Below are 26,591 nucleotides of genomic sequence, written 5' to 3' on the forward strand. Positions count from 1 at the left end.
GCGGCGCGGGCGGGGCGCTGATGGAATGGGGGAAGGCGAACGGGTGTGGAGGTGCGGTGTCCGGACGAGCTGGGGAGCGGCCCCCGCCGGAGGGGGAGTACGAGGCCGTCCTCGCCCGTCTCGACGCCCTGGAGCACGCCGCCACCGAGATAGGCACCCGGCTCGACGAACGGACCGTCTGCGCCGAGCTCGCCGACTTCCTGGTACGCCGGGTGGCCGACGCCGCCGCCGTCGAGCTCCGGCCGGTGGACACGGGCCCCTCGGGTGGGCTCCGCCCGGCGGCCCCGGACACCCCTACCCCTGTCTCCCCGCCCGGCCCCGCCGCCTCCGCCGGAAAGACCGCCCTGCTCGACCGCGCCGACCCGGACGGGACCTCGGTGCTCGCCGTACCGCTGCTCGCACCCGACGGGACGGAGCTCGGGCGGGTACGGGTGGCCAGGGCGGCCGGCGGGTTCGGCGCGCACGAGACCGCCGTGGCCGCCCACGCCGCCCGGCTCGCCGCCGTCCACCTCGGGCACGCGCGCCGGCTCGCCGCCACCGAGGCCACCGCGCTGCACCTGCAGCGCGCCCTGGTCGCCGAACCCGGCCGCCCGCATCCCAACCTGGAGATCGCCGGCCGCTATCTGCCCGCCGGCGCCCGCACCCTGGTCGGCGGCGACTGGTTCGAGACCGTACGGCTCCACTTCGGGCGCAGCCTGCTGGTCGTCGGCGACGTCATGGGCCACGGCCTCGACGCCGCCGTGGACATGAACGCCTACCGGAGCGCCCTGCGCGAGGTCGCGGCCACCGACCTGCCGCCGCACCGGGTGCTGCGCCAGCTGGACGCCGTGGTCGCCGAGGACGCGGGCCGGCGGCCGGCCACCTGTCTGCTGATCCAGGTCGACCCGGCCCGCTCCACCGCCACCTTCGCCAGCGCCGGCCACCTCCCGCCGGTCGTCTTCGCCGCCGACGGCTCCGCCGAACTCGTCGACCTGCCGGTCGGCCCGCCGCTCGGCACCGGATTCGGCGGCTACGAACCCGCCGTCCGCACCCTCGCCCCGGCCGACACCCTGCTGTCGTTCACCGACGGCCTGGTCGAACGGCGCGGCGAGGACATCGATGTCTCCCTCGCCCGCCTCGCCGCGCTGCGCCTCCCCCCGGGCTCAGGGCCCGAGGAGGTGGTCGACGAAGTGCTGCGCCGGCTCGACGCGCACACCGCCGAGGACGACGTCGCCGTGCTCGCCGCGCGCTGCCGCGAACGCCCCACGAGTTGAGGCGAGTCGACGGGTTTCACACCCTGGCCGAATTGTTTCCGTCGGACGCTTGTGTCGTCCCGTCCGGCGCGGCACGCTCCTCGTATGAACACAGCCAGGCACGCCAGTGAACGCCTGATGAGCTGGCCCTCGCTGATCGCCGACCGCGCGCCCTGCGGCGCCGAACTCGGACTCCGCACCGCCACCCAGGAGATCGTGCACTTCCACGGAGAGCACGAGGCCGACGTCCATCTCACCCGCGCCATGATCGCCCGGCTGCGCCCCGCCCTGCTCGGCTCCAGCGCGCTACGACTCCGCGCCGGATCCGGCTGGGTGACGGTCCGTCTGGACGCCGGCTCGGACATCGATCTGCTCGCCACCCTGGTGAGCGCCGCCCTCCAGGCCACCGGCGCCCCCTACCCGGCGGGCGACCCGGCTCCCGACCACTGCACCCGTACCGGCCGCCCGTTCGTCTGCTCCTGAACGGCCGAGCGGCCGAGCGGCTCAACGACTGAACGGCTCCCCGGCTCAGCCCACCGGGAACAGCATGCAGGTGCTGGTCGCGTGGGCGAGGAGCCGGTCCCGGTCGTCGTACAGACCCGCCTCGGCGAGCGCCGTGCGCCGGCCCTGGCTGATCACCGTGCCGATCGCCCGCACCTTGCCGGTGTCCAGGGTGATCGGGCGCAGGAATCGCGTCGACAGGTCCAGCGAGGTGTACGCCGTGCCCCGAGGCAGCGTGGTGTGCACCGCGCAGCCCGCGGCCGAGTCGAGCAGGGTCGCGCAGACCCCGCCGTGCACGCTCCCGATCGGGTTGTAGTGCTCCTCGCCGGGCGCGAACGAGAACACCGCCCGGCCGTGCTCGACCTCCTCGAGGGAGAAGCCGAGCAGCGCTCCGATCGGCGGACCCGGCAGCCGTCCGGCGATCATCTCGTGCAGGAAGTCCAGGCCCGCCATCGTGCCGGCGGCCTCGGCGGTGGCCGCCGCGTCGTGCCATCGCACCGTCCGTGTCCGCTCCATCACCGATGTCCCTCCGTCGGGGCCGTGTGCCCGCGTTCCCCACTACTGGCTTCGAAGATCGAAGCTAGATGCCGGGGCGGCTGACTGTCAACGGAGAAGCCAGCTGGCTAGAGTGTGACGATGGAGTGGCTGGAGATCGACACCGAGAACTGCCCGGTCCGCCGCGCGCTCGACCTGGTCGGCGAGAAGTGGTCCCTGCTCATCCTGCGCGACGCCTTCAACGGGGTGCGCCGCTACGAGGACTTCCGCCGCCACCTCGGACTCTCCGAGGCCGTCCTCGCCGACCGGCTCCGCAAACTCGTCGCCGCCGGGATCCTGCGCGTCGAGCCCTACCGCGAACCCGGCGCCCGGACCCGCTCCCAGTACCGGCTCACCGCCCGCGGCCGCGACCTGTGGCCCGTGCTGCTCGCCCTCAAGCAGTGGGGCGACACCCACGCGGCGGACCCCGACGGCACCCCCCTCGACATCCGCCACGCCGACTGCGGCGCACCCGTCCGCGTCGAGGTCGTCTGCACCGGCGAGGAGCACGCCCCGCTCACCCCCTTCGACGTGACCGTCCGCCCAGGCCCCGCCGCCCGCCCCCTCCCGCACTGAACCTCCCCGGCCGACCGCGAACCCTGCCGGGCCCACAGTGACCTTCCCGGTCCCGCTGCACCCGTTCGGCCGCATGCCGGACGGGTTCGGCCGGCCGGCGGGGTACTCGACGAGGCATGCCCCCCACTTCCGGTGCTCCCCACGACGGTCCGCCCGCCGAGCACGGCCACTGGTTCCACCGGCTCCACGACCGGGTCCTCGCCTCACCGGCCGGACTCGTCTGGTACCGCGGCCGCGAGGTGGAACTCATGCACCGCGCCATGGGGTTCGCCGCCCTCAGCCTGCTCACCCTCGTCCCCCTGCTCATCGTGGTGGCCGCCGCCGACCTCGCCAGCGGCCAGGGCTTCGCCCGCTGGCTCATCCAGGGCCTCGGCGTCTCCGAGGTCTCCCAGGAGGAGGTCGAACAGCTCTTCGGCCAGCCCGGACAGGCCCTCCAGCGCACCACCGCCTTCGGCCTCGCCGCCCTCGCGGCCTTCGGCGTCACCTTCGGATCCGCCGTCCAGACCGGCTACGAACGCATCTGGAACCTCCCCACCGCCCGCTGGCACACCATGTGGCGCCACGTCGTCTGGCTCGCCGTCCTCGTCGCCGCGCTGCTCCTCTTCGTCGCCAACCCCGCTCCCGAGAGCTCCCCGGCCGCCGTCACCGCCCTGGTCGCCGTCGGCGACGTCGCCGGCAGCTTCCTCTTCTTCTGGTGGTCGCAGCGCTTCCTGCTCTGCGGCCGGATCCGCTGGCGCGCCCTCGTCCCCGGCGCCGTCCTCACCGCCCTCGGCCTGCTCGGCCTGCGCGTCTTCTCCCAGCTGGTGTTCTCGCCCCTCATCGCCTCCAACGCCGTCACCTACGGCCAGTTCGGCACCGTCCTCGTCCTGCAGTCCTGGCTCGTCGGCGTCGGCTTCGTCGTCTACGGAGGCGCCCTGGTCGGACGCCTCGTCCACGAGGGTCTTGTCCTGCGCCGCCTCCGCCGCAGGCCCCCGACGACGCCACCCGCCGGCTGACCCTCACTGGTCCCGGTGGTGCACCGCGCACACCGCGACCAGCGCGGCACCCAGCGCCCACGCGCCGTACACCAGCCACGCCCCGCCCGCCGTCCACGGGAACGGCGCCGGCCACTCCCCGGTCTGCAGCAGCCGCTCCCACGCCACCCGCGGCTGCAGATGCGCGAGGACCGCCGACCAGTACCGCCTCTCGCTCGTCACGGCCGGCAGCAGCAGGAGCACCACCACACTCGCCACGATCGCCGCCGCGCCGTTGCGCAGCAGCGTCCCGAGGGCCATGCCCACAAGCCCGCTCACCGGCGCGAGCAGGGCGGACGCGGCCACGACCCGCCACGCCCCGGGATGGCCGATCGGCAGCCCGGCGCCGTGCGCCGAGAGGATCGCCTGCGTCGCCCAGAACGAGCCCAGGGCCACCACCGCGCCGAAACCGGTGAGCACCAGCGCCGTCACGAGCACCTTCGCGCCCATCACCGACCGCCGGGCCGGCACGGCGGCGAAGGTCGTACGGATCGAGCCGCTGCTGTACTCGCCGGCGATCGCCATCGCCCCGATCCCCGCGGTCGCGAGCATCAGCACCATGACCGCGTTCCCCGTGAACGCGTCCCACAGCGCCATCCCGTCCCGGACGAACGCGACCCGGCTCTCCTCGTCGTACGCGTTCCAGTACCGGTGGTGGTCCCAGGCCTGGCCCACGTTGAACGCCGCCACCGCCAGTCCGGCGAGCAGCAGCGACCAGCCGGTCGACCGCAGCGACCACAGCTTGCACCACTCCGCGGCCACCAGGTCACGGAAGCGGGCCCGGGGCTCGGACACGGGCAGGACGAGAGCGGTCATCGGGAATCTCCCGCGAGGTATTCGACGCTGTCGGCGGTCAGTTCCATGAACGCCTCCTCCAGGGAGGCCGTACGCGTGGTCAGCTGATGCAGCGCCACTCGGTGTACGAGTGCCAGCTCGCCGATCCGCGCGGCCGTCAGGCCCGTCACGGTGAGCAGCCCGCCGTCCTCCCGCGCCACCTCGGCACCCGCGGCGAGCAGCAGCGGGGCCAGCCCGCCGGGATCCGGCGTGCCGACCGTGACGCTCGGCCGGGCACCGCGCGCCGCGAACTCCGCGAGGCTCTCCGCCGCGATCAGCTCACCCCGGCCGACCACCACCAGCTCGTCCGCCGTGTGCTCCATCTCGCTCATCAGATGGCTGGAGACGAAGACCGTGCGGCCCTCCGCCGCCAGCCTGCGGAACAGCCCCCGCACCCACTTCACGCCCTCCGGGTCGAGCCCGTTGAGCGGCTCGTCGAAGAGCAGCACCGGCGGATCGCCGAGCAGCGCCGCCGCGATCCCGAGCCGCTGCCGCATGCCCAGCGAATAGCCGCCGATCCGGCGCCGCGCCGCACCGGCGAGGCCCACCTCCGCCAGGAGCTCGTCGACCCGCGCGAGCGGAATCCGGTTGCCGCGGGCGAGCGCGCGCAGATGCGCCCGGGCGGTCCGGCCGCCGTGCATGTCTCCCGCGTCGAGCAGCGCGCCGACGTGCCGCAGACCGCGCGGACGGTCGCGGAACGGCACGCCGCCGACCGTGACCGAACCGCCGGACGGGGCGTGCAGCCCCAGGATCATCCGCAGCGTCGTGCTCTTGCCCGCGCCGTTCGGCCCGAGGAAACCGGTCACCCGGCCCGGACGGACGGTGAAATCAAGCGCGTTGACGGCGGTCGTCGCACCGTAGCGTTTCGTGAGCTCCCTGACTTCGATCATGGCTCCACGGTGCCGTTCCGGCGCCGTCCGCCACATCTGACCGGTGACGACAATCCGGCCCGCCCGCTGTCCTCCCGGGAGGTACCTCTCAGGGCTGACGGCACCGGGAGCGCCGCCGGGTGATCACACGATCCGGTGACGAGCGCGCGCGGGGCCCGCCGGGGCCCGCCGGGCCGCTTGGATGGGTGGTGATCCTTTCGCCCTCGACGTGAGAGAGCCGCCCTCATGACGCACACCTGGCTGCCGCCCGCCGAGTACATCGCGACGCTCCCGAGAGCGACCGCGTACGCCTGCCTCTACTTCACCGACACCCGCGGACGTCCGTTCCAGCTGCGCGCCACGCAGGCGTCCGAGCTGTGGCAGTGGCCCGGCGGCAACATGGACCCGGGGGAGACCCCGTGGGAGACGGCGCTGCGGGAGTGCCGGGAGGAGACCGGCATGGTGTTCTCCGGCGAACCCCGGCTCCTGGGCGCTCATTTCACCTCCGACCGCGGCCAGGACTGGCCGGCCAACCACATCGGCTTCATCTTCGACGGCGGTGAGCTGACCGACGAGCAGATCGCCGGGGTGGTCCTCGACCCGGCCGAGCACAGCGCGTACCGGGTCCGCTCGCTCGACGAGTGGGAGCGGGAGATGAGCCCCCGCGGGTTCCGGCGTCTCGTCGCCGTCGACCGGGCCCGCCGGGCGGGCACCACGATCTATCTGGAGGCCGCGGACGCGTCCTGAACAGGGTGGCGGGGCGGCGGCCGGCCGTGGATCCGGACCGGTCGCCGCCCTGCCGCCGGTGGCCCTTCAGCGGCCGCAGACGGGCGCCGGGTGGGCGACGTCGAGCACGAAGCGCTCGGGGGAGTGCAGGGTGAAGGTCTTGTAGAAGGGCTTGGCCGAGAAGGCGGCTCCTACGGTGACCACGCCCTCGAAGTCGCCGGTGAGGGCGACGCCCTTGAGCGCGGGGAGGGAGAGTCTCACGAGCCGGGGTCCCTTGTAGACGGACTGTCCGGACTCGTTGTGGGCGGCGGCGGGCGAGAGTCTGATCTCCAGGAAGTACTTCCCGGGGAGCGGCACCCGCTGGCCCGAGCCGTCGTAACGCAGCACCTTGACCGGGGTCACCTTCACCGGGGGCAGTGTGCCCCGGACGTCGATGACGAGCCGGTCGAAGGCCGGGTGGGTGCCCCAGCGCACGTTCACGACCTGGGCCGTGGCCGGCGGGGTCGTGGAGCGGGGCGGGGCGGCGCTGGCGCCGGCGGGGACGGTGGTGGCACCGATCCCGGCGGCGAGGAGGATGCCCGCGGCGCCGGCCGCGAGGCTCTGACGGTGAAGCATGACGTCCCCCGGTTTTCTCGAGCGGTGGGGACTGTGGTGTCACTGGGAAGGACATTCATCCGGATGGGGATGGTTCCACCCGAGTTGCGTGGATTTCCTCTGTTCTGCAGTATGCGCGCCGCCGGGCGCTCGGGGAATCGGTGGGCCCGCCGCCGTAACCTCGGGGCGCCCCGGCAGTTGACCAGGCCATGAAGAAGCGCAGCATGCTCGCCATCGCCTCCCTTGCCGCGGGCGTCGTCACCGCCCTTGTCACCCCGCCGCCGAACGCCTCCGCCATGGAGCCCGGCGACGCGACCGCCGGTGTCACCGGCCTCCTCCAGGAGGACCAGGGCGTCGGCGCCCTCCTGGACGGGGCGGCCGAGGGTGCGGGCGACGGCCTCGCGCCCGCCGAGGCGCCCCAGGCCCCGCTGCCCGGCGGCCTGCTCTGACCTCCGTAATCCCCGGACGGGGGTGGCCCGTGCGCGCGCAGTGGCCGAGGAATGACAGGATGTCCCTATGAGCAACAACGTTTACTTCGACATCACCATCAACGGCAAGGACGCCGGCCGGATCGTCTTCAAGCTCTTCGACGACGTCGTGCCGAAGACCGCCCGCAACTTCCGCGAGCTGGCCACCGGCAAGCACGGCTTCGGCTACGCCGGCTCCCCCTTCCACCGCGTCATCCCGCAGTTCATGCTGCAGGGCGGTGACTTCACCAACGAGAACGGCACCGGCGGCAAGAGCATCTACGGCGAGAAGTTCGAGGACGAGAACTTCCAGCTGAAGCACGACCGCCCGTTCCTGCTGTCGATGGCGAACGCGGGCCGCAACACCAACGGCTCCCAGTTCTTCATCACCACGATCATCACCGACTGGCTGGACGGCAAGCACGTCGTCTTCGGCGAGGTCGTCGAGGGCCAGGAGCTCGTCAAGGAGATCGAGTCCCACGGCTCCCGTTCCGGTGCCACGGACGCCGAGATCCGCGTCGCCAAGTCCGGCGTCGTCGAGGCCTGAGCCCGGACCTCCCGGCTCCGACCGTGCGGCTCGCGCCGCGCGTCGACCACCGCCCCCGCGCCGACCTCGGCCGGGGGCGGTCGCACGCCCGGAAGCGCAGGCCGGAAGCGCAGGGTCGGAGGCCGGCGCCGGGCGGTCAGCCGAGGGCGCGGGCCAGCGCCCGGGCGAAGCCGTCCGGGTTGTCGATCATCATGTCGTGCCCGGCCGCCGGCACCTCCAGGACCGGTATGCCCAGGGCCGCCACCTTCTCCGCGTCGGCGTCCGGCAGACTCCGCTCGCCCACCAGGAACGCCCGCGGCCGCCGCAGCCCGGCGAGCAGCTCGCCACCCGACGGCACCGTGCCCTCCACGAGCGCCACCGCGCTGCGGTACACGGCCAGCGGATCGGCGAGCCGCAGCCGCGCCGCGTAGTCCGCGCGGTCCTGCGCGGCCACCATGGCGGCGAAGCCCTCCCGGACGAAGGCCTCCTCGCTCTGCGCGGCCACCGGGGAGGAGAACAGGCCGCCACCCGGGTACAGGTTGGGCTCCGCCACCACCAGCCGGTCCACCAGATCGGGCCGGGACGCGGCCAGCCGCACCGCCACGGCACCGCCCATCGAGTGCCCGACCAGCTCGACGCCCGTCAGCCCCTCGTGGTCGAGGATCCGGGCCACCACCGCCGCCTGCGACTCCATCCGGTAGTCGAAATCACCCGGCCGGTCGCTCAGCCCGAAGCCCAGCAGATCCACGAGCAGCGAACGGCGCCCGGCCAGCGCCGGATGCACGGCGATGTGCGCGAAGTCCGAGGCGCCGGTGCAGCCGAGACCATGCAGGAACACCCGCGCGGGCCCCTCGCCGGCGCCCGGCAGGTCGATCCACCGCACATGCCCCCGCGCCTCCGCCAGATACAGCTCCCGCATGGCCCTCGCCCTTCCCATGACTCCCCGTCGGACCGGCTCCCCACCGGTCCGATCACCCTACGGGCGGCCACTGACAACGCCCCCGTGCCGGGGCGAGGGGCCGGGACGCCTCAGCCGTCGCCCTCGCCGTACTTGCGCTCGAACTTGGCGATCCGCCCCTCGCTGTCCACGGTCCGCGCCTTGCCCGTGTAGAACGGATGGCTCTCCGACGAGATCTCCACGTCCACCACCGGATACGTGTTGCCGTCGTCCCAGTCGATGGTCTGCTCGCTGCTCGCCGTGGACCGGGTCAGAAACGCGAACCCGGCCGAGCGGTCCCGGAACACCACGGGCCGGTACTCCGGCTGCTTGTCCTGCTGCACTTGTCCTCCTCGGACGGCCCTCGGGCCGCCGTAGCCGGTCGCCCCCCGGTCCCGCCCAGCCTCCCCGCCCCCCCGCCCCCACGACCAGCGCCGCACGTCCGACCGGGTGAGCGACGGCCGCCGGCCGCCCCCACCTCACCCACCGCGCGGCGGCGCGCCCCACCTCGCCGCGAGGAGCAGGGCGATGTCGTCCGGGCGATCCGGGGCCTGGCGGGCCTCGCGGATCAGGCGGTCGGCGGTGTCCGCGAGTTCGGCGGAGCCGGTGGCCGCGAAGGTGCGGCGCAGGCGCTCGACGCCCTCGTCGATGTCGGAGCCCGGCCGCTCCACGAGGCCGTCCGTGAACAGGGCGAGCACATCGCCCGGTTCGAGGCGGAGCCGGGTCACCGGGTAGACGGCCGCACCGTCCACCCCGAGCACCACCCCGCCGGCCAGCTCGACCACCTCCGTTCTGCCGTCCGCCCGGCGCAGCAGCGGCTGGGGATGCCCCGCCCGGGCCGCCTGCATCTCGCCGGTGGCCGGGTCGAGCACCACGTAACAACAGCTCGCGAACTGCCCCGGATCCAGGTCGATAAGGAGCCGGTTGGTGCCCCGCACCACGTCCTGCGGCCGGTGCCCGCCGAGCGCGAAGGCCCGTACCGCGCTGCGCAGTTGCCCCATGGTGGCCGCCGCGGCCACGCCATGGCCCTGCACGTCGCCGATCACCAGGGCGAGCCGCCCCTGCCCCGTCTCGATCACGTCGTACCAGTCGCCGCCCACGTCCATGCCCTGCGTGCCGGGCAGATAGCGGCCCACCGTGTCCACGCCCTCGTACACCGGAAGCCGGTGCGGAAGCAGCGCGTCCTGCAGCCCGCGGGCCAGCGCGGACTCGGAGTCGTACCGCTGCGCCCGCTCGAGCGCCTGGGCGATCAGCCCGGCGAGCGCCGTGAGCACCGTGCGCTCCTCGGCGGTGAAACCGCGCGGCTTGTCGAAGCCGAGGATGCACGAGCCCACCGGCCGGCCCGAGGCGATCAGCGGCAGGAACGCCCGGGCACCCGTGTGCGCGTCCAGAGGCAGCCCCGGATAGGCCGCGCCCAGCTGGTCCATGGACTCGAAGAACAGCGGCCGCCCCGTCGTCAGCGTCTCCACACCCGGCACCCGGGCATCGAGCCGCACCCCGTCGAAGGGCTCCAGGAAGCCCGGCGGGAAACCGGTCTCCCACGCCAGGTACAGATGCCGGTCGCTCAGCAGATAGATCGCCAGCTGCCGCCCGCCGAAGGCCGGCAGGAGTTCCTCGGTGACCACCGCCGACACCTGGCGCGCCGTCACCGCCTCCGACAGCGCGATGGCAAGCGCCACCGGCCGGTACAAGGCCGCAGCCCGCCCCTCCGGCGAGGCGAGCCCGTCGTCGTCCTCCGTGGCCGTACGCGGCGGCAGGTCGGCCGCGGCCGGATCGCTCGAAGGCACCAGGACCAGCGTCACCCCGTCCCGGCCCGGATAGAGCGACACCGACAGCCACTCGCCCTGCCCGGGGTGCGCCAGGAAGTGGATCGGCCGGTCCGAGAGCAGCGCCCCGCGCAACTGCTCCTCGTGGTACGGATGGGCGAACCACGGCACCGCCTCCCACAGCCGCTGCCCGGCGAGCGTGCCGCGCGCCAGACCGAGCAGCCCCTCGGTGCGCTCGTTGACGTACGTGATCCGGCCCAGCCGGTCGATCGCCAGGATCGCCCGGGGCAGCCGGTCGGTGGCGTCCGAGCCGAGGAGCCCGGTGCCCAGGTCGACGAGCGAGCCGGTGAGGACGTGCCCCGCCCGCCCGTCGGTGAGCGGCCGCGCCGTCACCTCCAGGAGGTGCAGCCCGCCGTCCGGACCCTTCAGCCGTAGCCGGCGCGCCGCCGGGCCGCCCGAGCCGGCGGCCTGGCGCGCCAGCGCCCCCAGCGCGTACGCGTCCTCCGGCACGAGCCGCGAGGTCAGCGAGGCCACCGTCCACGGCAGCGGTCCCGTCTCGCCCAGGATGTCCCGCAGCCCCGCGTCGGCCCGGAGCGTGCCGCTGTCCAGGTCCCAGTCGAAGTAGCCGATCCGCACCGGCGGCGCGGTCCGGCTCGGCAGCTGCACGGACACCGGCTCGCCCGGCCAGGCCACCCGGGACCCGTGCCCGGCCAGACCGGCGAGCGTCGTGCCCAGACGGCGTGCCTCCTGCATCATCCGGCCCCGGTCCTGCGCGTCCACCGGCACCCCCGGCGTGGGCGTGCGCAGCACCACGAGCACCCCGAACCGCTCGCGGCCGTTGACCACCGGCGCGTACAGGGAGGCGAAGGGGAACGGCAGGCTCGCCACCAGCTGCGGGAACTGCCGCATGGCCTCCTCGACGTCCCCGAGATGCACCGGCTGGCCCGAGCGGTGCGCCTCGGCCACCGGGAACGGCCGGTTGGCGTGCATCCGCCACCACGGCCGGAACAGCGGCCCCGGCAGCCCCGCGAGCACCGCGAGCCGCAGCAGTCCCGGCGTGCCCGAGCGCAGATAGACCCCGCCCGCATAGCCCCCGGCCGCCTCCACGGCCCGCAGCACCGACTCCGCGAGCACCACCGTCAGGGCGTCGGCCGCCCACCCGGCGGCCCGTGGCTCCGGGCGCGGCGGCCCGGTCCCGTCCGACGGGGCGGTGCCTGCCGCGCCGTACGAGGTCACACAGCAAGGATGCGCCCGGCCGGAAGGGCCACGCATCCGGAGCAACGGCGCACCCGTCCGGCCCCCGGCCCCCGCCCGTACCGCCGGGAACCACCCCATGGGGGCATTGACCGGGGCCGCCGCGGCTCGTCAGACTCCCGTCGTCGGCTGCCGCGGACGGCGCGCAGCCCCTCGTGACCAGGGGGATGAATGACCGGCCGGGTTCTTCCGTACGACGTCCAGGGCACCGGGCCGCACCGGGCCCTGGTCCTGCACAACTGGTTCGGCGACCGGAGCAGCTTCGCGCCGCTGCGCGAGCACCTGGACGGGGCCGCCGGCTCCTACGCCTTCCTCGACTGCCGCGGCTACGGGGAGGCGATCGACGCCGACGGCGCCTACACGATGGAGGAGGTCGCGGCCGACGCCCTCGCCGTCGCCGACGACCTGGGCTGGGACACCTTCTCGGTGGTCGGCCACTCCATGGGCGGCAAGGCCGCCCAGCTGATGCTGCTCGACGCACCCGACCGGGTGCGGTCGATCGTCGGGATCTCCCCGGTCTCCGCGGCCGGCTTCCCGCTCGACGACGCGACCTGGGAGCTCTTCGCCGGTGCCGCGGAACAGCCCGGGAACCGGCGCGCGATCATCGACAACACCACCGGCGGCCGCTACGACGACGCCTGGCTCTCCGCCCTCGTCGACCGCTCCCTGACCCGCTCCTCGCCCACCGCCTTCCGCGCCTACCTGGACTCCTGGTCGCGCACCGACTTCCACGAGCGGGTCCGCGACAACCCGGCGCCCGTCCTCCTGGTCGTCGGCGCCCACGACCCGGCGCTCGGCGCCGAGGCCATGGAGGCCACCTGGCTGCGCTGGTACCCGAACGCCCGGCTCACCGTGCTGCCGGACGCCGGTCACTACGCGCCGGAGGAGACCCCGAAGGCCGTCGCCGACGCCATCGAGGCCTTCCTGGCCGCCTGACCCGGCGGGCGGGTCCGACGGGCGGGTCGACGGGCGGGCCCGGCGGGCGGCGGGGAGACTGGTCGCGGACGCGCCGGTCCGGCCGGCGCGCGGCACGGAGAGGCGGTGGGCACGGCATGGTCCTGGCCCTCACGGGCGGCGGTCGCCGCCGCCCTGCTCGTCGGCCGGCTGGCCCTGCGCGAGCGCGCCGCGCCCCGGCAGCGCCCGCCGCGCCCTCGCCTTCACCCGCGATCCCCGCGCGCTCGCGGCGGGCCTGCTCGCGAGCCTGCTCCTGGCCGGTCCCGCCTGGCGGGCGGCCGGCGCCGGCGCGCTGGCCTGGGCGGCCCTCGCCGGGGTGCTGGTCGCCGGTCTCACCTCCGCCGCCGGGAACGGGAAGGGCCCCGCCCCCGGCGCTCGCGCGGCGGGGACGGGGCCCGAGGGCTCCCGGGATCAGGAGTAGTAGCCGAACAGGTCGGCGATCACGTGCACCGTTCCGGTGTTCGCCCGGAAGTCGATCTTCCCGTTGACCACGGGCACGGTGACCAGGTTGGCCGTGGTCTGCCCGGTGGTCCAGTTGAGGTTGGACGCGGTGGGCAGGGTCGTGCCGTCGGGCCACACCGTCAGGAAGCCGCCGGCGCTGGGCGCGGTGACGGTGACGTTGAGGACCACCGCCTTGGCCGTCGACAGGGTGTGACCGTCGTTCAGGTTCAGCACCAGCGGGGTGCCGCCCTTGAGCGGGGTGGTGCCGGAGGTGCCGAGCGCGTACCGGGTGTCGAGCAGCCGGGCCGGGCCCGCGCTGTGGAAGGTGCTGCCCTCGGCGCCCGCGGTGTAGTAGCCGAAGACGTCGGCGATGAAGTGCACGGTGCCGCTGCCGGCGTTGTACAGGTTCACCTTGCCGTCGGGGCCGATCGGCAGCACGACCGCGTTCGGACGGGTCTGGCCGGTGAGCCAGTTGATGTTCGAGGCGGTCGGGCGGGTGGCACCGCTCGGGTACGCGATGAGGTAGCCGTTCGACGTCGGCGCCGTGGCGGTGACGTTGAGGACCACGGCGGTGGCGCCCGTGGCCGGGACGCCGCCGGCGCCCGCGACCTGCAGCGACACGGTGCCCTTGCCGGGCACCGGCGAGGTGCCGGCGCGGCCGATGGCGCTGCGGGTGTCGAGGATCCGGGCCGGGCCCTTCGGCACGTAGGTGGAGCCGCCGGCCTCGGTGGAGAAGTAGCCGGAGATGTCGGCGACGAAGTGGGCCGTGTAGCCGCCCGCGTTGAACAGGTCGACCGAGCCGTCCTTGCCGACCGGGACGGTGACCAGGTTCGGAATGGTCTCGCCCTTGAGCCAGTTCATGTTCGAGGAGGCCGGACGCGTGGTGCCGCTCGGGTACGCGATGAGGTAGCCCGGGCCGGTCGGGGCGGTCGCGGTGACGTTCATGACGACCGCGGTGACGCCGGAGGCCGGGACGCCGCCCACGCCGGTCACCTTGAGCTTGACCGTGCCGTTGACGCCCACCGGTGAGGTGCCGGCCCGGCCGATGCCGGCCCGGGTGTCGAGGATGCGGGCCGGGGTGAGCGCGTTGAACGAGCTCGCGGCGGAGGGGGCGACGGCCTTGCACAGGCCGGCGACGATCTCGCGTCCGTTCGGGGCGCCGAGGCCGGTGGCCAGGTCGTAACCCGCGCCCGCCGCGTACAGACCGCTGAAGTTGCCCGACTTCGTCAGGTTGGTGTTTCCGCTGGTGACGTCGCGGAAGGCGGTCGCCGGCAGCTGGTACAGCGCGCGGTGGACGTCGCCGACCGCGCCGTTGGCCTGGCACGCGAGGTCCTGGTTCGCCTGGGCGAGCAGCGCGGCCCAGACCGGGGCGGCGCCGCTGGTGCCGCCGATGACGCCCCAGTAGTTGCCGCCGCCGAAGGCGATCGGGTAGCCGGTGGCCGGGTCGCCGACGCCGGCGACGTCCGGGACCTGACGGCAGGTGGTGCCGGCGGCCGCCGCGCAGGCGTCGGAGTAGCCGGCGCCGGTGCGGCCGGCCTGGAAGCCGTCCGCCGGCACGGAGATGCCGCGGGCGACGCCGCCGCCCGAGCCCGGCCAGGTGGTCTGCTGGGTGATGTCCGTCCGCATGGTGGTGCCGCCGACGGCGAGCACGTACGGGGAGACCGACGGGAAGTCGGCGACCAGCTGGTCCTGGTCCGGGACCTCCGGGTCCGGGGTGCCCTGGGCGTCGATCGGCACGTAGCAGCCGGTCGAGCCGCTGTCGCCGGAGGCGACGACGACGCTCTGGCCCTGCGCGGCGGCCTGCTGGAAGATCAGGTTCTGCGCGGTGCGGACGTCGTCGGGCGTGTGGATCTCGCACAGGCCCCAGCTGACCGAGATGACCTTGGCGCGGTTCTCGTTGACGATCTGCTGGTACGTCAGCGTGGAGTCGTTCCAGGTGTTCTTGCCCTGGTAGACGAGGATCTTCGCCTGCGGCGCGAGACCGATGATGGTCTCGACGTCCAGCGCGGTCTCCATACCGGCGCCGGTGCCGAACGGGTCCACCGGCTCGGTGGGGCCGCCGTTGACGCGGACCGCGCTCACGGACGCCCTGGTGCCGTGGCAGCGCTGGTACTCCGCGATGTCCTTCGGGTCGTAGTTCTCCAGGGAGTAGACCGCGACGGTGGTGCCGGTCTGCACGTTGACCTGGTTGGCCATGTTGTACGCCGTGGCCAGGGAGCGGGCGCTCCAGTAGTCGGTCTTGTCGTACAGCGGCGGGTAGGCCGGGTCGCTGGCGTCGGCGAGGTAGTTCTGCACCTCGGTGCAGAGCGCCGGGGTGGTGCCGGTCAGCCGCGGCTGCAGGGCGCGCGGCGCGGTGGCCGTCTGCTTCTTGTGCGCCCTGCCCTTGAGGCCGGTGTTGCGCGGCTGGTACGTGGCCAGGGTGTTGAGGCCGACGACGGTGCTGACCTCGTCGGCCACCCGGCCGCCGAAGGACGGGGCGCGGGTGTTGAGCACACCGGCCTTGCCGTCGGGCATCCGGTAGCCGTCGAACTCGGTGCCGAAGGCCTTCGCGGCGTCGGCGACGGTGGTCTTCACCGGCAGGGTGAGGCCGTCCGCGCCCAGGGCGCCGACGGTCAGGCCCTTGGCCTCGAGCTCGGCCCGCACCCGCTGCACGGTGGCCGGCTCGGCGCCGAAGACCTTCGCGAACTCGCCCGTACCGAGGTACTGGCGGTAGCGCGGCGAACCGGGGGTGGAGACCTCGGCGACGAACCGCTGCAGTGCGGCCGGGTCACGGGGCTCCAGGACGACGCTCAGGTCGAGCGCCGCGCCGGGGGCCGGATCGGCCGTGCGGACGGCGCCCTTGGGCGCCTTCGGGGCCTTGCCGACCCGCTGCGGGCCCGGGTCGCCGGCCGGGGCGGCCGTCGCGGCCGAGGCCGGGACGGCGGCCGTGGCGACGGCCAGGGCGGCGACGGCGGCCGCACCCCATCTGAATGCCTTGCTACGGGCGGTTCCGCCCATGCACACGCTCCCTCTCACGTTCCGCGTCGCACGCGGCCAGGGGCAGCGGGCAGCCCGGAAGGAGAAGCGAAGGCGGAAATGCGGGCACGGCGCGGCAGCGCCGAAGCCCGTTCTGCGTGAACCCCCCCGGTGCCGTCCGCGCGCGCGAAGGCGCAGAGCGACGACCAGACGTGAACATTTATCAGGCCCGCACTCGCGTTCGACACGCGGGGTGGGGGTTCGTTGCGGGACCGTGATCACGAACGGCTGTTTTCGGCCGAAAGTTACCGGGCGGTTTCTCGTGACTTCCCAAGAACCCGCCAGTAGAACATGTTCCCATTACCCCCCAGGGTGAGGAACATCACATGAGTGACAGATCCTTTTCGGCCTCGGGTTCCCGGGGTCTGACCCGTCGTCGGTTCGTCAGTGGAACCGGTTCCATTCTGGGTGGCCTGGCGCTCGCCGGGCACACCGCCGCGGCGAGCGCCGCCACCCCCGCCGAGGTCACCGCCGCCCTCGCGCCCATCCCCTCCGGCGCCCGCGTCCCCGCCCTCGTCATCGGCTCCGGATACGGCGGCTCCGTCGCCGCCCTCCGGCTCGCCCAGGCGGGCGTCGACGTCCACCTGATCGAGATGGGCATGGCCTGGGACACCCCCGGGTCCGACGGCAAGATCTTCGCCAACACCACCCAGCCCGACTACCGGTCCTTCTGGCTGCGCACCCGCACCAAGCAGCCGCTGAGCCAGTTCCTCGGCTTCCCGCTCGACAAGGACGTGCCCCGCTACACCGGCATCCTCGACGCCGAGGACTTCGCCGGGATCACCGTCTACCAGGGCCGCGGACTGGGTGGCGGCTCCCTCGTCAACGGCGGCATGGCCGTCACCCCGCGCCGCGAGCTGTTCCCGAGCCTGCTGCCCACCGTCGACCCCGCCGAGATGTACGCCACCTACTACCCGCGCGCCAACGCCGGACTCGGCGTCACCGAGGTCGACCAGACCTGGTGGGAGAACGCCGACTGCTACCAGTACGCGCGCGTCGGCCGCAAGCACGCCCAGCGCTCCGGCTTCCCCTTCGTCTTCGTGCCCAACGTCTACGACTGGGACTACATGAAGCAGGAGGCCGCCGGCGCCGTCCCCAAGTCCGCCCTCGAGGGCGAGGTCATCTACGGCAACAACCACGGCAAGAAGAGCCTGCAGAAGACCTACCTCGCCCGGGCCGCCGCCACCGGCCGGGTCGCCGTCTCACCGCTCCACCGGGTCACCACGGTCACCCCGGCGTCCGACGGCGGCTACACCGTCACCATCGAACGCATCGACACCACCGGCACCACCGTCGAGACCAAGACCGTCACCGCCGACCGGGTGTTCTTCGCCGCCGGCAGCGTCGGCACCAGCAAGCTGCTCACCCGGCTCAGGGCCACCGGTGCGCTACCCGCCCTCAACGACCGGGTCGGCAAGAACTGGGGCGACAACGGCAACGTCATGTGCGGCCGGGCCAACCACATGTGGGACCCCACCGGCAAGCTCCAGTCCTCCATGCCCACCGCCGGCATCGACAACTGGGACGCCGGCGGCGCCTTCGCCGAGGTCGCCCCGCTGCCCACCGGCATCGAGACCTACGCCTCCTTCTACCTCTCCATCACCCGCACCCCGCACCGCGCCGAGTTCAGCTGGAACGCCGCCGCCGGCCGGGTCGACCTCAGCTGGGACCGGGCCTGGAAGCAGACCTCCATCGACGCGGCCAAGACCATCTTCGACAAGATCAACGCCAAGGAGGGGACGATCTACCGCACGGACCTCTTCGGCGCCTACAAGATCTGGGGCGACCATCTCACGTACCACCCGCTCGGCGGCGCCGTCCTCGGCGAGGCCACCGACAACTACGGCCGGCTGCACGGCTACGACGGCCTCTACGTCATCGACGGGGCCCTCATCCCCGGCAGCACCAGCGTCAACCCGTTCGTCACCATCACGGCGCTCGCCGAACGCAACATCGAGAAGATCATCGCGACCGACCTGTGAGGGCGGGCATGAAGAGGGGCCGGCCAGGAGAACCCGGCCGGCCCCTTGTCGTACGGCCTCAGTGGGTCGGCAGCACGCACACCGTGTCGAGCCCGAGCACCCGGTTGAGCCGCCCGAACGCCAGCCACGACCCCAGGCTCATCGTCAGCTCCACGATCTCCACCTGGCTGTACGCGCCCGTCATCCGCGCCCAGAACTCCTCGTCCAGGCCGTGGTGGTCGAGCGCGTACCGCTCCGCGTACTCCGCCGCCAGGCGCGTCCGCTCGTCGAAGACCTCCGTCGTGCGCCACTGCGCGACCGCGTCCGCGAAGGACTCCTCGACCTTCTCCCCGTCCCGGTCCGTCCGCCAGTCCAGACAGAACCTGCAGCCGTTGATCTGCGCGATCCGCAGCCGCGCCGCCTCGAACTCGCGCAGCCCCAGGGTCGTGTGGGCGTACACCGACAGCGAGAAGTTCGCCGCCGCCATCCCGATCCCGGGCACCATGTCGCCCCACACGTACCCGATCGGCTCCTGCCCCTCGGGAATGTCGATGATCACCGCGTGCTCCTTCCCAGCCTGCCCACCGCCGGGCGCAACGGCACGTCCAGCGCGTCGTAGAGCCCCGGCTCCGCCTCCACCAGCCAGTCGATCGAGCCGACGAGCCGTCCCACCGCGGTCGCGTTCCCGCCCGCCGAGCGGTTCTCGCCCTCGTCCGAGGCCTCGACCGTCACCTCGATCCGCGGCCGCCCCTCCACGATCACCCGGTGCGCCCCCGAACCGTCCGGCGGCACCGGCCAGTCGGGCGCGCAGTCCGGATGGATCCGCGTCACATGCTCGATCACCAGACGCGGCTCGCCGCCGACGATCCCCTGCACCTCGAAGCGCACCGCGCCCTGGGTGCCGGCCGCGAACTCGCCCATGGTCCGGGTCCGCACCGTCGCATCGAGGGGCCGCCGCTCCAGCGTCTCCCGGATCTCGTCGAGCTCGACCCCGAGCGCCCGCGCCATCAGCCGCAGCTGCCCGCCCCACACCATCGTCGGCACCGACGGAAGCAGCATCGGCGGCTCGTACTCCATCGGCTGCCCCATGCCGACCAGGAAGCGCACCGACTCCTCCTGCTCGTACGTCGAGTAGTCGAAGATCTCCTGGCAGCGGATCGCCTCCACCGTGCTGCCCAGACCGCTCACGAGCAGCGGCAGCACGTCATTGCCCCAGCCCGGGTCCACGCCCGAGGCGAACAGCGACCCGCCGCCCTCCTTCACCGCCGCGAGCACCGGGTCCCGGAACTCGGGCGGCGCGCCCCGGTGGTCGTACAGCGGATAGAGCGACGGCGTCACCACCACGGCCCCCGCCCGGACCGCCCGGACCACGTCGGCGAGCGCCTCGTCCGGGCGCAGGTCCCCGGACGCCGCGTACACCACGGCGCCGGGGCCCTCGGCGAGCACCGCCGCGACGTCGTCCCGCGCGGCCACCCCGAGCAGGCGCCCGAGCCCGGCGAGCTCGCCCGCGTCGCGACCGACCTTGGCGGGGTTCGCGACGAGGACGGCCGAGAGCGCGAGCGCCGGATGGGCGTCGACGGCCCGGATGGCCGCGCGCCCGACATTTCCGGTTCCCCATACCACGGTCGGAATCATGCGCGGAGGGTAGCGCCGGGCGCGCGAGGTTCCCAGAGCCGCGACGGGATGGATCTGACGGAGCGTCAGTACGGTGTGCGTGTCACGATGTACGGCCCGGTGGACCCGGACACCGGATCCCGCCCGTTCACCGGATCCCGCCCTGTCACCGGATTCCGCCCGCGCACTGGGCGAAGCCGCGCGGGTCCTCCGTCGCGAGCCTGCGCAGCGCGGCCGCCGCGCGCTCCGCCGGCGGCGTCCCGTCGTCGGGCAGCTCCCAGCGGAACTGGATCCATGGCCCGTCCTCCCTCGCCGTGCCCTCGAAGGTGCCGGGCCGGTAGACGAACCACACCTCGGTGGTCTCCGGCCTGCGGGTCGGGGACATCGCGTAGCTGAGGCGGCAGTCCCAGCGGCCCAGGAGTTCCCGGCGCGCGTTCAGCTCCTCCTTGACCAGCCGCGCGGTGACGCGGGCCGACCACGACCAGCGGGTCTCCGCGCTCGCCCGGGCGACCTCCGCGTCGTACGCGACGGCGTCGAAGCGGTGCGCCGGGAGTACGGGCTCGGGCGCGCCGCCCGGGAGCAGGCTCGGCAGCCGCCAGTCGCGCCACACCACCTCGTCGCCCTCGCGCACGACCGTCACCCACAGCGCACCGCAGCAGCCCTCGGTGCACCAGGCCTCGGCCAGCTGGACCTCCCGCGGATCCTCCGTCGCCCGCAGTCGGCCGTCGCCCAGGAGGTACTCCGGGGAGTTGCCCGCGCCCCGCCCGAACACCGCGGGCACCAGCGGCTCGCCGTCGAGCAGGAAGCGGGTCTCCAGCGGGTCGCCGTCGTCCGGGTCGCGCGAGAGCACCTCGATCCGCAGCCGGCCGTCCGGCGGCGGATCCAGGAATACCCGGTCCCGGGTGTACCGCAGCCACTCCGCCCGGCGCCGTACCGCCGGGGACAGCTCTGCCTCGGCCTCCGGGCCCGGATCGGTGAACACGCCCTCCCAGGCAGGGGAGTGGAGCAGCGCCCCTAGGCCGTGTCTTCCGGATCTTGCCGGGCTCGCGGCGTCTGGCACGCACGCTCGCCGCGTTGTCGTCGGTCGCCGATGCTCCGCATGGACTCCCTCCTCCGCCTTGCGATCGCACGCACCAGACGCCGCTCCCTGATCCGGCCTGATCCGAAAGACACGGCCTGGCGCGTCCAGCAGCTGCTCGACCTGCCCGTCCCGCCACGGCAGCAGCCGGGTCGCCCCGCTGTGCAGGTCGACGGCGAGCGAGAGCAGCACGGCGGCGTGGTCGACGCCCGGCGGGAGCGCGGCGGCACGCCGGACCACGAGCTCGCAGACCTCGACCGCCTCGCGGTACGAGCGGACCTCGGCCGCGTAGTCGCGCGGGCTCGCCATCCGCACCAACAGCCGGGCCGCACGGGCGAGCAGCCGCGGGTCCACCGGCTCACGCCGCAGCAGCCCCGCGAGGCCGATCGCCTCGGCGATCCGCCGGGCGGGGGAGGGACCGACGGTGCGCAGGTCGGCCGGCAGCCCGATCAGCAGTGCCCGCACATCGCGCGCCCCGTCGGAGAGCAGCGCGTCCACGAAGGGACGCAGGCAGTCGGTCTCCCGCGTCCGGAGGTCCAGCCGGCGCAGCGCCGCGGTGCGGGGATCGAGTGGTTCCAGAGCGGTGAGCGCGAGCTCCAGGAGCCCGTCGAGATGGGTCAGGACCCGCAGCACCGGGATGTCCTCGGGCTCACCCAGCCGCCGGAGCAGCGCGAGGCCGACGCACACCGGCTTGCTCAGGGTGCCGGTGCGCACCAGACGGCGGGCCAGCGCCCGGGCCGCCGCCGGATCGTCAAGCGGCATGGACAGGACCGCGCCGACCACCGGGCCGGTGTGCATGGGGAGTTCGGCGAGGCGGCGGTGGACCTCCGTGGCCGCCTCGGGGGTGTCGGGTCCGGCGAGTAGGGGGCCGAGGGCCGCCCGGACGGCGGCGGAGCCCTTCTTGCCGCGCAATCGGGGGCCGTCCGGCAGCGGTGGCTCGGCGGGCAACGGGAAGCCCTGGCGGCGGGTGACCGCGCCCGAAGCGGGGCCCTCGCGGGGACCGGCTTCGATCAGGCTCAGGGCGTAGGCGTACAGCGAGGGCCGGTCGGTGAGCGCCGCGCGCTCGTCGCGGGCGCTCACCGGCTGGTGGGGTGCTCGATTCTCTTGATCATGCCCCGAGGATGCCGTATCCGCGGGCCGTCGTCCAGGGGTTACGCCTTCCCCGCCGGCGCCTCGTCGGCGAGCCGCAGCGACACGAACGGCACGGTGTCGCCGGGCAGCAGATAGCGCTCGGTCTCCACGAACCCGCGCGCCAGCGCGAACGCGAGCCCGTCCTCGTTGGTCGCGAGGACCACCGTCTCCACGCCCGCGTCGCTCAGCGTCCGGGCGTGCGCGAGGCCCCGCTCGTACAGCGTCGTGCCGAAGCCGCGGCGCCGGTGGGAGGGCATGATCCGGGAGATGACCGTGGCCGCCGGGGTCTCGTCGTCGGGCGGGCGGACGGTGGAGCAGCCGACGGCCTCGCCGTCCAGATAGGCGACGTCCAGCCGGTTGCGGCCCGCGCGTTCGCGCACGTCGGCCTCCGACAGCGGCGCCGTCGGGATGATCGTGTTGTGGATGAGCCGCCAGTCCGCGAGGAGGGCGGGGGCCGCCGCCGGGTCGGCGGGGTCGATGGTTTCGATGCGCAGCTCGTGCGGTTCGCTCATGCGGGCAGGAAATCCCGCCGCCGTACAGGGAGTCAACCGCAATCCGGCCTCGCCCGGACGGGTGAGGCGGCACCGGCCGCGCGACAGGGCCGCCGCGCACCGGGTACGGATCCCGGCATTGCCCCGAGCCCCGGAGGAGCCCTCCCCATGCCCGTCCGCAAGGGCACCACCGTCACCCTCCCGACCCGCTTCCTGACCCGCACTCTGACCGGCACCCTGTTCCCGGCCCTGGTGCTGGCCGGCGCCCTCACCGGCTGCACCGCCGGGGAGCCGAGGCCCGCGCCGCCCGCTCCGGCACCCGCCGCCTCCAAGGCCCCCGCCCCGGAACGGCCGGACGCGGCGAACCGGGCCCCCTCGCGGATCCCCGGCATCGGCCCGCAGACCCACGGCCGCATCCCGGAAGGCACCACCCAGGCCCTCGTGGTCACCGGCGACGGCCCCGACGGCAACGTGGCCACCGCCGTGCTTCACCAGCGGGACCCGGCGGGCCGCTGGCACCGCACCGCGGGACCCTGGACCGGACACAACGCGCTGCGCGGCTGGACCGAAGCGCACACGGCGGGCGACCTGCGCTCGCCGATCGGCGTGTTCCGGATCGGCGACGCGGGCGGCCGGTTGCCCGACCCCGGCGCGCGGTTCCCGTACGACCAGGACGAGGAGTTCGCGGTCTCGGGCACCGGATTCCTCGGCGAGTCCCTGGAGGGCTCCTTCGACTACGTCGTGGCCATCGACTACAACCGGATCCCCGGCACCACCCCGCTCAACAAGGAGCGCCCGCTCGGCCCGGAGGCCGGCGGCGGGGTGTGGATCCACGTCGACCACGGCGGCCCCACCCAGGCCTGCGTCTCGCTGCCCCGGGAGGACATGACGGAGCTGCTGCGCGCCCTCGACCCGGCCCGCGAACCGGTCGTCGTCATGGGGCCGGCGTCGGTGCTCGCCGACTGAGCGGCGGCTGGTCGTCGCGTACGCGCCACGCCGCGAAAAGGCTTGGCCGGTACGTCCGTTCTGCCGCATGGTGTCCCCTGCGTCCGGAGCCGCGCCGTCGGGGGTCGCGGCCGGGCGGGAGTGGTCCGGGGGGACACATGGAACACGCCGCATCGGCGGGACACGGAGACACGCCGGGACACAGAGCCACGCCGGGACGCGGAGACACCGCGAACCGGGGCGGACGGGGCGTGCTGGAAGGGGCGTTCGCGCTCCTGGAGGCGTTACGGCGACACGGCGACGAGCCGGCGGGCGTCACCGAACTCGCGGTGGCCTGCGGGGTGCCGAAGGGCACCGCGCACCGGCTGCTCGACCAGCTCGTGGCCGTCGGCGCGGTCGAGCGCCGCGACCGGCGTTACCGGGTCGGCCCCCAGCTCTACCGCCTCGGCCTCGCCTGGGAGCCCCACCCGGGCCTGCGGGCCGCCGCGCGCCTGCCGCTGCACCGGCTGCGGGCGTCGACCGGGGCGAGCGTGCTGCTCGTGGTGGAGCGGGAGGACCAGGCCCTGACGGTGAGTTCGGTGCCGGGGGAGCTGGAGCCGGTGGTGCCGGTACGCGACGGGGTCGGCTTCCGCCTCGACACGGCGGCGGGCCTCGCCCTGCGCGGGCCCCGCCGCGCGGGCGCCGTCCTCGACCGCGAGGACGTGATGGCCGGGGTGTGCTGCGCGGCCCTTCCCGTACGGGCGCCGGACGGCCGGACGGTGGCCGCGGTGGCCGGCATGATCCGCGCCGGACGGGCCCTGGAACCGCTGGCCGAGGCCGTCGCAGAGGCGGCCGGAGCGCTGGCCCGCGGCCTCGCCCGGGGGATGCCCGCGGTGTCTCCCGCCGGGCTGTTCCGTCCAGCGGAACGCGCGTAGAACCGGCCTCCGCGGGCCGGGCACAGTGAGGGACGTGCCGGGGGGAAACGGCACGACACCGGACCCGCCGGAACGGCGGGGACGCACACCGCACGTCACACACCGCACGTCACCCGAGGTGACGTCACGACACTGGGGGAATCACCATGAACAAGAGCCGCACCGTCCGGATGGCCGCCGCCGCGCTGCTCGGACTCGGCAGCCTCGGCGTCTTCGCCGGCACCGCCCAGGCCGAGCCGATCGACTACGTGAAGATCGAGCTCCTTGAGCTGACCTGCCACCAGAACAGCGAGGGCAACCACGACGAGGCCTACCTCAACATCACCGACGCCAACGGCAACCAGGTCAAGGTGTGGCCCGGCAACGGCATCTCGTACCAGACCATGGGCTCCGGCTACGTCCGCTCCCTGACCGACGGCAACGGCAACTCGGCCCTGATCCTCGGCCGCGAGCAGGCCCGCACCCTCACCCTCTGGGACAAGGACACCTTCGGCTCCGACAAGCTGGGCGCCACCCTCGTCACCGGCAGCGAGGCCGGCGCCGAGGTCCAGTACCGCTCCCTGGAGGGCTCCGGCGGCGTCTACACGATCGCCTACCGCGTGATCGACATCTGATCCACCGCAGCCGTCCCGGCCGCCGCGCACACCCGCCCGAGGCGCGGCGGTCGGTCGCGCCTGACCCGCGCCCCGGTCAGGACGTGGCGGCGCGCAGCGAGGCGGTGTGTGCGCGGACCTGGTCGGGGGTGAGGTAGGCGTCGGTGTACTCGAAGTCGCGGAGTGTGCCGGCCTTCGAGGCGAGGAAGCCGGTGCGGACGTAGTCGTCGCCGGCGATCGCGTTGAGCAGCCAGTTGGTCATCACGCGGGTCTTGGCGACGTTGGTGCGGAGGGCCGCCCAGTGGTAGCCGCGGGCCACCGCCTGCGCGGGCATGCCGTGCAGTTCGATGCCCAGCGGCTTGGACACGCCGTCGAGGCCGCCGAGGTCCACCACCAGGCCGAGGTCCTTGTGCACGTACGGACGGGTCGGCTCGCCGCGCAGGGTCGCGACCAGGTTGTCGGCGATCACCTTGCCCTGGCGCATGGCGTGCTGGGCGGTCGGCGGGCAGATCGCGTTCTCCTCGCCCTTCGCCAGGTCCGGCACGGCCGCCGCGTCGCCCAGCGCGTACACCCCGGGAAGGCCCGGCACCACCATGTCCGCGCCGACCACGAGCCGGCCGCGCATCGTCTCGGCGCCGAGGGTGCCGATGAGCGGGCTGGCCGCGACGCCGGCCGTCCAGATCAGGGTGCGGCTGGGCAGCACACGCCCGTCGGTGAGCGTCACGTTCTCGTCGTCCACCGAGGCCACCGACACCCCGAGCGACACCTCGATCCCGCGCTTGCGCAGGATCTCCAGGGCCGCGCCGCCGAGCTTGGGCCCGAGCTCGGGCATCAACGTGGGCGCGATGTCGATCAGATGCCACCTGATCAGCTTCGGATCGAGCCGCGGATAGCGCTTGACCGCGTTGTGGGTGAGCAGCTGGAGGCAGGCGGCCGTCTCGGTGCCCGCGTACCCGCCGCCGACCACCACGAACTGCAGCCGCGCCGCCCGCTCGGCCTCGTCCTGGCTGGCGTCCGCCAGATCCAGCTGGGCGATCACATGGTCGCGGACGTACGCGGCCTCGGCGAGCGTCTTCATGCCGCGGGCGTGCTCCGCCAGACCGGGGATGTCGAAGGTGCGGGTGACGCTGCCGGGGGCCAGGACCAGGTGGTCGTACGGCTCCGTCTCCGTCTCGCCGGTGATCGTGCGCACCACGACGACCTTGGCCTCGGTGTCGATGCCGATCGCGCCGCCGGGGATGATCCGGGTGCGGTGCCGCTCGCTGCGCCGCAGCGACAGCGCGACCGACTGCGGCGTCAGCACCCCGGACGCGACCTGCGGAAGCAGCGGCAGGTAGAGCTGGTACGAGAAGGGCGAGAGCAGCGAGATCGCGGCCTCCCGCGGGGTCAGCCGCCGTTCGAGGCGCCGGACGCACCCCACCCCGGCGAAGCCGGCGCCCACCACGAGGATCCTCGGTCGAGACATGGTGAAGTCCGCCTTTCCACGCCTTGCGCCCTGCGCCTTGTCCTGACCTCACCCATCATCCGGAAAGCGTGCATATCCGGCAAAAGGGTGGCGCTGTTCGAGGGACCCGGCCCCACCCGCCCGGGTCGCCGACCACCCCGGACCGGGTTAGCTTCGCCAG

25 protein-coding genes are annotated in these 26,591 nt (G+C 73.9%); 12 read left to right on the forward strand and 13 right to left on the reverse strand.

Annotated elements, in window-relative coordinates:
* The first annotated feature begins 56 nt into the window (after positions 1-56).
* Both JAO84_RS34910 and JAO84_RS34915 read left to right on the forward strand, forming a co-directional pair.
* Entirely contained in the window at positions 57-1,253 is a 1,197-nt protein-coding gene (locus JAO84_RS34910) for a PP2C family protein-serine/threonine phosphatase (protein WP_370416464.1), read from the forward strand.
* 84 nt (positions 1,254-1,337) lie between these two features.
* Positions 1,338-1,715 carry a luciferase family protein gene (locus tag JAO84_RS34915; protein ID WP_265863378.1) on the forward strand — a complete coding sequence of 126 codons (378 nt, stop codon included), beginning with the start codon at positions 1,338-1,340 and terminating at the stop codon, positions 1,713-1,715.
* A gap of 45 nt (positions 1,716-1,760) precedes the next feature.
* Here the strand turns inward: JAO84_RS34915 and JAO84_RS34920 are convergent, their stop codons facing one another.
* Complete coding sequence (locus JAO84_RS34920) at positions 1,761-2,249, reverse strand: PaaI family thioesterase (RefSeq protein ID WP_265863377.1); 489 nt, start codon at positions 2,247-2,249, stop codon at positions 1,761-1,763.
* 120 nt (positions 2,250-2,369) lie between these two features.
* Between JAO84_RS34920 and JAO84_RS34925 the strand changes: the two genes are divergently transcribed.
* Positions 2,370-2,843 carry a winged helix-turn-helix transcriptional regulator gene (locus tag JAO84_RS34925; RefSeq protein WP_370416465.1) on the forward strand — a complete coding sequence of 158 codons (474 nt, stop codon included), beginning with the start codon at positions 2,370-2,372 and terminating at the stop codon, positions 2,841-2,843.
* 116 nt (positions 2,844-2,959) lie between these two features.
* Positions 2,960-3,838 carry a YhjD/YihY/BrkB family envelope integrity protein gene (locus tag JAO84_RS34930; protein ID WP_370416466.1) on the forward strand — a complete coding sequence of 293 codons (879 nt, stop codon included), beginning with the start codon at positions 2,960-2,962 and terminating at the stop codon, positions 3,836-3,838.
* Positions 3,839-3,841: 3 nt separating this feature from the next.
* Here the strand turns inward: JAO84_RS34930 and JAO84_RS34935 are convergent, their stop codons facing one another.
* On the reverse strand, positions 3,842-4,672 hold the full coding sequence (locus JAO84_RS34935; RefSeq protein WP_370416467.1) for an ABC transporter permease: 831 nt from the start codon (positions 4,670-4,672) through the stop codon (positions 3,842-3,844).
* On the reverse strand, positions 4,669-5,580 hold the full coding sequence (locus tag JAO84_RS34940; RefSeq protein WP_370416468.1) for an ABC transporter ATP-binding protein: 912 nt from the start codon (positions 5,578-5,580) through the stop codon (positions 4,669-4,671). Before JAO84_RS34940 ends, JAO84_RS34935 begins: the two co-directional genes overlap by 4 nt.
* Before the next feature lie 225 nt (positions 5,581-5,805).
* Here JAO84_RS34940 and JAO84_RS34945 point away from each other — a divergent pair, with 225 nt between their 5' ends.
* Positions 5,806-6,306, forward strand: a complete 501-nt coding sequence (locus tag JAO84_RS34945; RefSeq protein WP_265863368.1) for an NUDIX domain-containing protein — start codon at positions 5,806-5,808, stop codon at positions 6,304-6,306.
* Positions 6,307-6,372: 66 nt separating this feature from the next.
* Here JAO84_RS34945 and JAO84_RS34950 read toward each other — a convergent pair whose 3' ends face one another.
* The gene (locus JAO84_RS34950) at positions 6,373-6,900 is read right to left on the reverse strand and encodes a hypothetical protein (protein ID WP_265863366.1); all 528 of its coding nucleotides are present in this window, start codon (positions 6,898-6,900) and stop codon (positions 6,373-6,375) included.
* A gap of 188 nt (positions 6,901-7,088) precedes the next feature.
* On the opposite strand from JAO84_RS34950, the gene JAO84_RS34955 reads away from it, so the two are divergent.
* Together JAO84_RS34955 and JAO84_RS34960 are read left to right on the forward strand one after the other, a co-directional pair.
* The gene (locus JAO84_RS34955; protein ID WP_265863365.1) at positions 7,089-7,328 is read left to right on the forward strand and encodes a hypothetical protein; all 240 of its coding nucleotides are present in this window, start codon (positions 7,089-7,091) and stop codon (positions 7,326-7,328) included.
* A gap of 67 nt (positions 7,329-7,395) precedes the next feature.
* Positions 7,396-7,893, forward strand: coding sequence for a peptidylprolyl isomerase (locus JAO84_RS34960; RefSeq protein ID WP_265863363.1), 498 nt, complete (start codon positions 7,396-7,398; stop codon positions 7,891-7,893).
* A 136-nt stretch (positions 7,894-8,029) separates the two neighbouring features.
* Here JAO84_RS34960 and JAO84_RS34965 read toward each other — a convergent pair whose 3' ends face one another.
* The 3 genes from JAO84_RS34965 to JAO84_RS34975 form a co-directional block, all read right to left on the reverse strand.
* Complete coding sequence (locus tag JAO84_RS34965) at positions 8,030-8,791, reverse strand: alpha/beta fold hydrolase (RefSeq protein ID WP_370416469.1); 762 nt, start codon at positions 8,789-8,791, stop codon at positions 8,030-8,032.
* Between the two features lie 110 nt (positions 8,792-8,901).
* Positions 8,902-9,153: a type B 50S ribosomal protein L31 gene (locus JAO84_RS34970; protein ID WP_265863359.1), complete on the reverse strand. Its 252-nt coding sequence runs from the start codon at positions 9,151-9,153 to the stop codon at positions 8,902-8,904.
* A gap of 135 nt (positions 9,154-9,288) precedes the next feature.
* Entirely contained in the window at positions 9,289-11,847 is a 2,559-nt protein-coding gene (locus JAO84_RS34975) for a SpoIIE family protein phosphatase (RefSeq protein WP_370416470.1), read from the reverse strand.
* Positions 11,848-12,000: 153 nt separating this feature from the next.
* Here JAO84_RS34975 and JAO84_RS34980 point away from each other — a divergent pair, with 153 nt between their 5' ends.
* Complete coding sequence (locus JAO84_RS34980; protein ID WP_265863357.1) at positions 12,001-12,765, forward strand: alpha/beta fold hydrolase; 765 nt, start codon at positions 12,001-12,003, stop codon at positions 12,763-12,765.
* 429 nt (positions 12,766-13,194) lie between these two features.
* Here the strand turns inward: JAO84_RS34980 and JAO84_RS34985 are convergent, their stop codons facing one another.
* Positions 13,195-16,221, reverse strand: coding sequence for a protease pro-enzyme activation domain-containing protein (locus JAO84_RS34985; RefSeq protein WP_370416471.1), 3,027 nt, complete (start codon positions 16,219-16,221; stop codon positions 13,195-13,197).
* Positions 16,222-16,565: 344 nt separating this feature from the next.
* Here JAO84_RS34985 and JAO84_RS34990 point away from each other — a divergent pair, with 344 nt between their 5' ends.
* Complete coding sequence (locus JAO84_RS34990; protein WP_370416472.1) at positions 16,566-18,221, forward strand: GMC oxidoreductase; 1,656 nt, start codon at positions 16,566-16,568, stop codon at positions 18,219-18,221.
* 58 nt (positions 18,222-18,279) lie between these two features.
* Here JAO84_RS34990 and JAO84_RS34995 read toward each other — a convergent pair whose 3' ends face one another.
* The 4 genes from JAO84_RS34995 to JAO84_RS35010 all read right to left on the reverse strand — a co-directional run bounded on the left by JAO84_RS34995 (position 18,280) and on the right by JAO84_RS35010 (position 22,535).
* Positions 18,280-18,759 carry a carboxymuconolactone decarboxylase family protein gene (locus tag JAO84_RS34995; RefSeq protein ID WP_356065846.1) on the reverse strand — a complete coding sequence of 160 codons (480 nt, stop codon included), beginning with the start codon at positions 18,757-18,759 and terminating at the stop codon, positions 18,280-18,282.
* Positions 18,756-19,835, reverse strand: coding sequence for a dihydrodipicolinate reductase (locus tag JAO84_RS35000; RefSeq protein ID WP_370416473.1), 1,080 nt, complete (start codon positions 19,833-19,835; stop codon positions 18,756-18,758). The genes JAO84_RS34995 and JAO84_RS35000 overlap by 4 nt, the downstream gene beginning before the upstream one ends.
* A gap of 145 nt (positions 19,836-19,980) precedes the next feature.
* Positions 19,981-21,972, reverse strand: a complete 1,992-nt coding sequence (locus JAO84_RS35005) for a hypothetical protein (protein ID WP_370416474.1) — start codon at positions 21,970-21,972, stop codon at positions 19,981-19,983.
* A 71-nt stretch (positions 21,973-22,043) separates the two neighbouring features.
* Complete coding sequence (locus tag JAO84_RS35010) at positions 22,044-22,535, reverse strand: GNAT family N-acetyltransferase (protein ID WP_370416475.1); 492 nt, start codon at positions 22,533-22,535, stop codon at positions 22,044-22,046.
* Between the two features lie 147 nt (positions 22,536-22,682).
* On the opposite strand from JAO84_RS35010, the gene JAO84_RS35015 reads away from it, so the two are divergent.
* The 3 genes from JAO84_RS35015 (at position 22,683) to JAO84_RS35025 (ending at position 24,987) form a co-directional block, all read left to right on the forward strand.
* Complete coding sequence (locus JAO84_RS35015) at positions 22,683-23,480, forward strand: L,D-transpeptidase family protein (protein WP_370416476.1); 798 nt, start codon at positions 22,683-22,685, stop codon at positions 23,478-23,480.
* Positions 23,481-23,710: 230 nt separating this feature from the next.
* On the forward strand, positions 23,711-24,373 hold the full coding sequence (locus JAO84_RS35020; RefSeq protein WP_370416477.1) for an IclR family transcriptional regulator: 663 nt from the start codon (positions 23,711-23,713) through the stop codon (positions 24,371-24,373).
* A gap of 146 nt (positions 24,374-24,519) precedes the next feature.
* On the forward strand, positions 24,520-24,987 hold the full coding sequence (locus JAO84_RS35025) for a hypothetical protein (protein WP_370416478.1): 468 nt from the start codon (positions 24,520-24,522) through the stop codon (positions 24,985-24,987).
* Between the two features lie 76 nt (positions 24,988-25,063).
* Here the strand turns inward: JAO84_RS35025 and JAO84_RS35030 are convergent, their stop codons facing one another.
* Entirely contained in the window at positions 25,064-26,431 is a 1,368-nt protein-coding gene (locus tag JAO84_RS35030) for an NAD(P)/FAD-dependent oxidoreductase (protein ID WP_370416479.1), read from the reverse strand.
* Between the last annotated feature and the right edge of the window lie 160 nt (positions 26,432-26,591).

It is taken from the genome of Streptomyces fradiae (genome assembly GCF_041270065.1).
In the GTDB taxonomy this organism is placed as follows: domain Bacteria; phylum Actinomycetota; class Actinomycetes; order Streptomycetales; family Streptomycetaceae; genus Streptomyces.